Below are 7116 nucleotides of genomic sequence, written 5' to 3'. Positions count from 1 at the left end.
TAAGCCATACCGAAGCCAGCGACTAGTTCCACTGTCCTTTCAGACGGAGGGACCGGAAATAAACATAACCAGCCCAATCGGGTGGACAGGCTATGAATCTTCGGTGTCCTGAGGTGGAACTGCTAACAACGTAATGGGGGGAGCGGGGGCAAAGTCAATAGTTCGAGTCTGGCATAAGTTGATAAGGATTGCCTAACCTAATACTGTTTCAAGTTATGTTCCGATCGGGAATCGGCAACGGAAGCGAGGCGGCGACGATGAACAGAAAACGTGGATCGACCAGAGAACCCCTCTCCGGAGGGGGAGTCGGGGACGCGGGCCCGGACGGGACGGGCGACGGCGACGCGGTGGCGTCGCAGACGGACGACGGGCGGTTGGTACACGTCGCACCGGTCGCAGCGGGTGGCCGACCATCCACCCGCGATATGCTCGTCGCCGCCGCGATCGGCGTCGCGGGGTCTCTCGTCGTCGTGCCCCTGACCTACCTGCAGGTGTTCGCCGGCATCGCCCACGTTTATCTCGTCGCGGCGACGCTCGGGTTGTGGTTCCTGCAGTGCGTCGTTCCCCTCATCGTCGTCCGCAAGCCTGGCGCGAGCCTCATTGCGTGCCTTGCCATGGGCGTCGTGTCCGCGGCGACCACCCCGTTCGGCGTCGCCGCGATCGGGGCGCTGATCATGGAAGGATTGCTCATCGAGCTTCCATTCATGGTCACCCTGTACCGGCGGTGGACGCGTACCCAGTTCGTGGCGTCGGCGATGTTGTTCTCCGCGCTGATGGGAACGATGGCCCCGCGCGCAGTTGGCGTCGACTCGCCGACCACGCCCATGACCCTGATCAGCTTCGCCGTAGCCTTGGCATCGAGCCTGGTGTTTTTGGTCCTGGGCTTTGCCGTCGCAAAGGGGCTTCGCAGCCGCGGGGTCACCCAGTGACCGGCGGAGCACCTGCGTGCGCCGGTGCGACACGTGGGACGGCCCCGGCCCGGTTACGGGTCAGTGGCGCTGGCGTGCGGCACGCCGATGGGCGATGGGCACCCGACATGGTGGATCTCTCCTTCGACTTCGGCACGATCAATGTCATCACGGGACCCGTGGGATGCGGAAAGACGAGCCTGGCCCACCTCATCGCTGGACTGATCCCCTCGCACATCCCCATCGACCATGCCGGATCCGTGCACATCGTTGATGTCGACGGCACCGAATGCCCCGTGGACGGGGACCGAGTCACCTTCGTCGGGCAAGACCCGGCGACGCAGGTGCTCACGCTCCGAGTCGTCGATGACGTGGCCATGGCCCTCGAGTTTTCCCTCGTGGAAGCCGACATCGTCGCCAAGCGATCAGCCGCGGCCCTATCAGAGCTCGGGCTGTCAGAGCTCGCGGAGAAGGATCCGTGGGCTTTGTCGGGCGGGCAACGCCAGCGGATGGCCATCGCCGGTGCGGTGGCCAGGGCGCCGGAGGTCATGATCTTCGACGAGCCCGCGGCCCACGTCGACGAGGACGGTCGCCGGTCGCTGTTCGCCGCCATCCGTGATTTGCGGGCCCCGGGGCGCGTCATCCTGCTCATCGAGCACGACCTCCGCCCGTTCGACGGGTGGGTCGACACGGTGACGATCCTCGATGCGGACGGGAGCGTCGCCGCCCACGGAGCGCCGGATGGCATCGCGGTGAAGGACATTGCGACGACGGCCGCGACCGCCGGAACGCCGGACGCCAGTACGCCGGGCACGGGGGCGCCGGACCGTCCCGGTCCGGACCGGCGGCGAAGGTCCCGGGGAGCCGGGAATGGCGCCGATCCGGAATCGGAGGCGGATGCCGTTCCGCTGCTGGCCTTGACCGGAGCCAACGTGGCCCGGGGCGGGGAGCGGATCCTGAACGGGGCTGATCTGACACTGGAACGGGGCGAGATCCATGCTCTAGTCGGCGCCAACGGAGCCGGTAAGTCCACTTTGCTGGCGGTGCTGTCGGGCCAGATGAAGGCGGGAGCGGACATACGGATCGACGGCGCGTCCGCCCGGCGCGTCCCCGACGCCTTCGCGTCGTTGGCGTTCCAGAACCCCGAGCACCAGTTCACCCGCGCGACCGTCGCCGCGGAAATCGACTCCGCGCTGGCCGGCACGGACCCGCACGGACCACTCGGCGCCGATGAGCTGCGGAAACTGCGGGAAGCCTTGTGCCCCCGGGCACTTGACCCCGTCTCGCCGTTCGTCCTGTCGGGCGGACAGAAAAGACGGTTGGGCATCTTCCTGGCGGTGGCGGCCAATCGCCGTTTGCTGCTTCTCGACGAGCCGTTGGCGCATCTGGATTCGCCGAGCTCGCGCATCGTACTGGATGCCCTAGCGGAATACGCAGGGGCCGGCGGAACCGTTGTGTTCACGTGCCACGACCGCCGTGCTGCGCGAACGTGGGCGGATCGGGCGAGCATCGTCGCCGAAGGGAAGGTCGCCTGGTCCGGTCCCGCAGCCGACGTGCCGGCTTCCCCGGAGTCGTCCCGGCGGGATCGCGCACTGCCCGCGGCCGGCGCACGGACGTCCTTGGACGAAAGCCCCTGGACCAGTGGATCCGCCGCTCGAAGGCGCGCGGGGTTGAACGCCATCACGATTGTCGCGGCGGTGATGCTCGTCCTCGTCGCCGGGCTGCTCTCCGGCGGAGACGCCGTTCTCGCTCTGACGGGGGTCGCGTTCCTCGCACTCGCTGCGATCGCGGAACGTGACGTTCGGGCGACGGCGGGGAAGGTCCTCCTCGTCCTGTTGATCGGGGTGTTCTTCGGCCTGCTCGGGTGGCGCTCCGAGTTCTACGGCAGTGGGGATCCGGCGGAGGCTGTCCGCCACGGCATCCATCACGGACTGCTACTGACGGCCGTGTTTGCGGGGACGGTCCTGGTCTCCGCGTGTATGCGCGTCGAGGAGCTTTTCGACGCCATGGTGCAACGCCTCCGGGTGCCCTACACATGGTGCACCATAGCGATTTCCGGGGTGAGCATCGCGGCGTTCCTGCGCAGCGAAATCCCCCAGCTGACATGGGCGATTAGATTGCGCTCGATGCGACCGGGGCAGTCTTTCCGCTCCGGCTTCATTCGCGCGACGACGCCCGCGCGCATCGCCTTTCCCCTGTTCGTCAGCGCCGTGCGCTGCGCCGAAAAGCTGTCCCTGACCCTGGCGATGCGCAACTTCGGCCGCCATCCGCGGCGTACCTTCCGCACCGATCACCCCTGGCGAGTGCGTGACGGTTTCGCGGCCGCAGCGTCCGCCGCGGCCTTCGTTGCCGCCCTGGTGTCCGCAGTGACTTGACGGGCACCCGGAACCGGCGGGCCCCGAGCCCGCGAGCGTTTCCGAGCCTGTACGGAGACGCGCCCCACCCAGTTGCTTCAACCCTTCAGACACATCCTCCGGGTCGCGCCATGCGGGCCCGGTCCGCCCGGCACCGGCATGGCGCCGACAACCGAAAGAGGTACCAGTGAACACGATCCGGACCATCAGCGACGTGCCTCGGGACAAGGCCGATGAGACGAAGAAGGGGATCACCTTCGTCGAGAGTCGGCGGGACGTCCTCGTCCCGTACGGCCGGGTCCATGCGGAGGCGGTGGCGGCTGCGACTCGGTTGGCCGAAGCCGGCATCGGCCCGTTCGAGGTGCATGCAGACTCACTCGCCCGTGCTTGCATCGACTCAGGCACCGGGTACATCGACGTCAACGATTCGATCGACGCCCGCCGCGCAATCATGGCCCTCGACGGGGATGCTCGGCGGGAGGGGGTTCCCGTGCTCACCGGGTTCGGCCTGTGCCCAGGCTTGTCGACGGCCCTGTTGATGCTCGGGGCCTGCGCTGCGGGGGCCGAAGAGGTCCGCGATGTGCGGGTCGATCTGCGAATTGGCGCCGACCAGGAATCCGGGGCCGCGTCGGTCGAGTCGATGTTCCGGACTATTCGCGGCGGATACCGCGCGATGCTCGGCGGCGCCATCGTCGAAGTGCGGCGCAACCTGGTGTCGTCGCAAAGCGGAATCGGCTACGAATGCCCGGACATCGACGTCGTACGCGGGGTGTGCCCCTCGATCCTCGGATTTTCCTACCACGTCGCCTTCGATGCTCTCCCCGATGAGTCGGTGGAGAAGATCCGCACGTCGAGACTGTACGCGATGCCCGTCGTCTCCGGTCTGCTCGCCCGTCTCGGGGCGGCCGTGACGTCGCGGAAGGCGCGGGCGAACGGCACTCCGCAACCCGCCGAGCTGGTCATCGCACTGTCCTCCGCCGGCGCGGGCGATGCGGGGTCGGCGGCCGAGACAACCGTCGTCCGGGCGACTGGCCCGGGTTCCTACAAAATGACCGCGGCCATTGCCGCCGCCACCGTTGCGTCGGTCGCGGGGAAGCCGGTCGCGCCGGGGTGCCGGGATCTCGTCAGCCACCCCCGGCTCCTCGAACCGGTCCTCGCCTTCGCCCGCGATGCAGGCATCCATATCGAAACGCCGCATGACAACCCGACCACGGGGCCACTGCCGGCAGCGGCCCACTGCGACACCAAAGAAAAGGAGAAACGATGACGGATCAAGCTGAACGGGGTGCGGCGATCGTCGTCCGCGACCTCACGAAGAGCTACCCGATTGCGGGCACAGCCGGCACCGCGCCCGAAGGCGGGGCAGGTGCTCCGCCGGACGGCGGGCGCAAGGGAAAGCGCGGTGCCCGGATGCGCAAGCATGTGCTCGACGGCGTGAGCTTCACCGTGCCCGCCGGGTCGATCGTGTCGTTCCTCGGCCACAACGGCGCAGGCAAGACCACCCTCATCCGAATCCTGTCGACGCTCATCACCGCAGACTCCGGCGAGGTGAGCATCTTCTCGCGCGATGTGAAAGAGGACCCGGCGGGCGTGCGCGCCGACATTGCCACCACCGGCCAATTCGCGGCGATCGACGAGAACCTCACCGGCCGGGAGAACCTGGAGTTCTTCGGGCGTCTGCGCGGACTCGACCGCGCCGACGCGGCCGCCCGCGCGACGGAACTGCTCGCGCAATTCTCGCTCGCAGACAGTGCCTCGACGCTGGCGTCGGCCTATTCAGGTGGCATGCGGCGCCGCCTCGACATCGCCGCGTCGCTGTGCGTCGTGCCCAGGCTGCTGTTCCTCGACGAACCCACGACGGGGCTGGACCCGGTCAGCCGCGAAGAGCTGTGGGGCTTCATCCGGCAACTGCGGGACGACGGAATGACCCTGGTGCTGACCACCCAGTACCTGGAAGAGGCGGAGGCACTGGCCGACCACGTCCATCTGCTCAAGGACCGCCGCATCGTCGCCAGCGGAACGCCGGAGGAATTGCGCCGCGACTTCGGGTCGCACGTGCTCCGCGTGTCCTTTGCCACCACCGCCGAGGCGGAGGCGTTCGCCCGCTGCCTCGGAGGAACGTGCCTGGACGGCGCCCGCGTCGCGGGGAAGTCGGTGTCCCTCGACGTCGACCCCGGACCGCAGGTCCTCGAGGCGGTGGCGCAGGCGATGGAGGCCTCGGAAGCGTTGCCGGATTCGCTGAGCGTGTCGCCGCCCACCCTCAACGAGGTATTCATATCGATGAACGCAGGGGGTGCGGCGCGATGAGTGCGACGTCGGTCGCGGCGTTCCTCCGTCGGGATCTGCTGCTGTTGCGACGCAACACCGCGTCGCTGATCTCCATGTTCGTCGTTCCTCCCCTCTTCCTGCTGTGCCTGTACGCGGTGTTTGGGTACTCGGCAGAGCAATCCGGCTTCGGGTACCTGCGTTTCGTGCTCGGCGGCTGCCTGTTCCAGGCGGCGATGTTCACCGCCGCGGCGTCGGCGATGGCGGTGGGACAGGACGTCGAATCCGGGCTCGTTGACCGCGTGCGCGTGTTGCCCGGGGCCACAGGCGGCTATGTCGCCGGCAGGCTCGCCACCGATGTGCTGCGGATGTCCGCGTCGATCGCGGCGCTGCTGGTCGTCGCGTGGTCCTGCAGCCTCGACATGGCTCTCGGTGACGTCGCGTGGACAGTCCTGTGGTCACTGCTCGCCGCCGCGGTCCTGTCCCTGGTCACGGACGGGGTGATCCTGATGGTGCCCGCCCCGGTGTCGACAGCCTCATCGATCCAGGCGCTGGAAATGCTGCTGCTCATGTTCTCCACCGCGTTCATTCCGGCGACCGCTTTGGACGGCTCCCTGCGCGACATCGTGCGCCACATGCCTTTTTCGCCGGTGATCGAGGTGATCAGGGCGGCGTCCCCGGGCACCTTCCCGGATCACGCCGGGGAAGAGGCCGCCCTGTGGCTCGGTGTCGCGGCGGTCGTCGGAATCGTCCTGTTCATCCGCCGGTTCACCTTGAGGAGCGAATCATGATCGACGCCATTTTCGTGCATCTGCGGCGCATCGTCCATACTTGGCTGCGGCGCCCTGACTTCTGGTTCATGACGTTCATTGCTCCGCTCGTGTACCTGTTCATCGTCAACCGCATGTTCGGTGGCCTGGTCAGGCAGCTCACCGGAGAGTTCGAATTCCCGAACGCGGTCATCCTGGTCGTGACGACGTGGGCGTTCATCTTGGCCATCACGGGATCGTCCACTGTGTTCGTTGAACGCAGCAATGGCCTCCACGAGCGGTTGATCACCATGCCGGCACCGTACGCGGCCGTGCCGACCGCACGGATCATCGCCGAGTTCATCCGGATCATGGCGATGACGGTCGTCGTCGCGGCGGTGGCCGCCTTGCTTTCCGACAGCCCCCCTGAGGTGTCCTGGTGGTGGAGGATCACGGTGACCGGCGCGATGGTTGCCGCGGCGGCCGCATGCACCGGCACGTACATCGCGTTCTCCATCACCAGCCCCCAGGGATCCGTGGCCCTCATCCCGTTAATCATCGTTGCGATGTTCGTCAACACGGTGCTCATGCCCGCCGACCACTTCCGTCCCCTCCTGCGCGGAATCGCCGGGCACACCCCCGTATCCGCGGCCGGCGAGGCCGTCAACGGCACCGGGGCTGCGGGTCTGGTGGTCTGCGCGGCCTGGTTCTTTGGTATCGCCGTGCTCGCGGCGTGGGGCATCGCCGTGAAAACGAGGCCGGGGGAGTCTGCATGACGGGCACGTCCACGGGGGCATCGCCGCCGACGACGGCCCGCGAATCCGAGCATCTAACCCGAAA

At 67.6% G+C, this 7116-nt stretch carries 6 protein-coding genes; all 6 read left to right on the top strand.

Going from position 1 to position 7116, the window contains the following annotated elements:
• Window positions 1-425 precede the first annotated feature (425 nt).
• The 6 genes from HMPREF2978_RS04255 to HMPREF2978_RS04230 all read left to right on the top strand — a co-directional run bounded on the left by HMPREF2978_RS04255 (window position 426) and on the right by HMPREF2978_RS04230 (window position 7052).
• Window positions 426-929: an ECF transporter S component gene (locus tag HMPREF2978_RS04255; RefSeq protein ID WP_227485914.1), complete on the top strand. Its 504-nt coding sequence runs from the start codon at window positions 426-428 to the stop codon at window positions 927-929.
• A gap of 107 nt (window positions 930-1036) precedes the next feature.
• Window positions 1037-3283 (top strand): ATP-binding cassette domain-containing protein, encoded by a 2247-nt coding sequence (locus tag HMPREF2978_RS04250; RefSeq protein WP_230310884.1) that lies wholly within the window; start codon window positions 1037-1039, stop codon window positions 3281-3283.
• A gap of 166 nt (window positions 3284-3449) precedes the next feature.
• Entirely contained in the window at window positions 3450-4529 is a 1080-nt protein-coding gene (locus HMPREF2978_RS13000) for a saccharopine dehydrogenase family protein (protein ID WP_230310885.1), read from the top strand.
• Window positions 4526-5569, top strand: a complete 1044-nt coding sequence (locus HMPREF2978_RS04240) for an ABC transporter ATP-binding protein (RefSeq protein ID WP_070525924.1) — start codon at window positions 4526-4528, stop codon at window positions 5567-5569. Before HMPREF2978_RS13000 ends, HMPREF2978_RS04240 begins: the two co-directional genes overlap by 4 nt.
• On the top strand, window positions 5566-6318 hold the full coding sequence (locus HMPREF2978_RS04235) for an ABC transporter permease (protein ID WP_070744250.1): 753 nt from the start codon (window positions 5566-5568) through the stop codon (window positions 6316-6318). The genes HMPREF2978_RS04240 and HMPREF2978_RS04235 overlap by 4 nt, the downstream gene beginning before the upstream one ends.
• The gene (locus tag HMPREF2978_RS04230; protein ID WP_070744248.1) at window positions 6315-7052 is read left to right on the top strand and encodes an ABC transporter permease; all 738 of its coding nucleotides are present in this window, start codon (window positions 6315-6317) and stop codon (window positions 7050-7052) included. Before HMPREF2978_RS04235 ends, HMPREF2978_RS04230 begins: the two co-directional genes overlap by 4 nt.
• The last annotated feature ends 64 nt before the right edge of the window (window positions 7053-7116 follow it).

The sequence above is a fragment of the Corynebacterium sp. HMSC074C01 genome (assembly GCF_001814605.1).
In the GTDB taxonomy this organism is placed as follows: domain Bacteria; phylum Actinomycetota; class Actinomycetes; order Mycobacteriales; family Mycobacteriaceae; genus Corynebacterium.
The sequence above is the reverse complement of the archived record's forward strand: the minus strand, read 5'-3'. Positions and strand labels throughout refer to the sequence as shown.

What these genes read in the sequence shown, in the direction of transcription:
- HMPREF2978_RS04235 (WP_070744250.1), top strand. Translation starts at nt 5,566, where the DNA reads ATGAGTGCGACGTCGGTCGCGGCGTTCCTCCGTCGGGATCTGCTGCTG.
- HMPREF2978_RS04250 (WP_230310884.1), top strand. Translation starts at nt 1,037, where the DNA reads ATGGTGGATCTCTCCTTCGACTTCGGCACGATCAATGTCATCACGGGA.
- HMPREF2978_RS04240 (WP_070525924.1), top strand. Translation starts at nt 4,526, where the DNA reads ATGACGGATCAAGCTGAACGGGGTGCGGCGATCGTCGTCCGCGACCTC.
- HMPREF2978_RS04230 (WP_070744248.1), top strand. Translation starts at nt 6,315, where the DNA reads ATGATCGACGCCATTTTCGTGCATCTGCGGCGCATCGTCCATACTTGG.
- HMPREF2978_RS04255 (WP_227485914.1), top strand. Translation starts at nt 426, where the DNA reads ATGCTCGTCGCCGCCGCGATCGGCGTCGCGGGGTCTCTCGTCGTCGTG.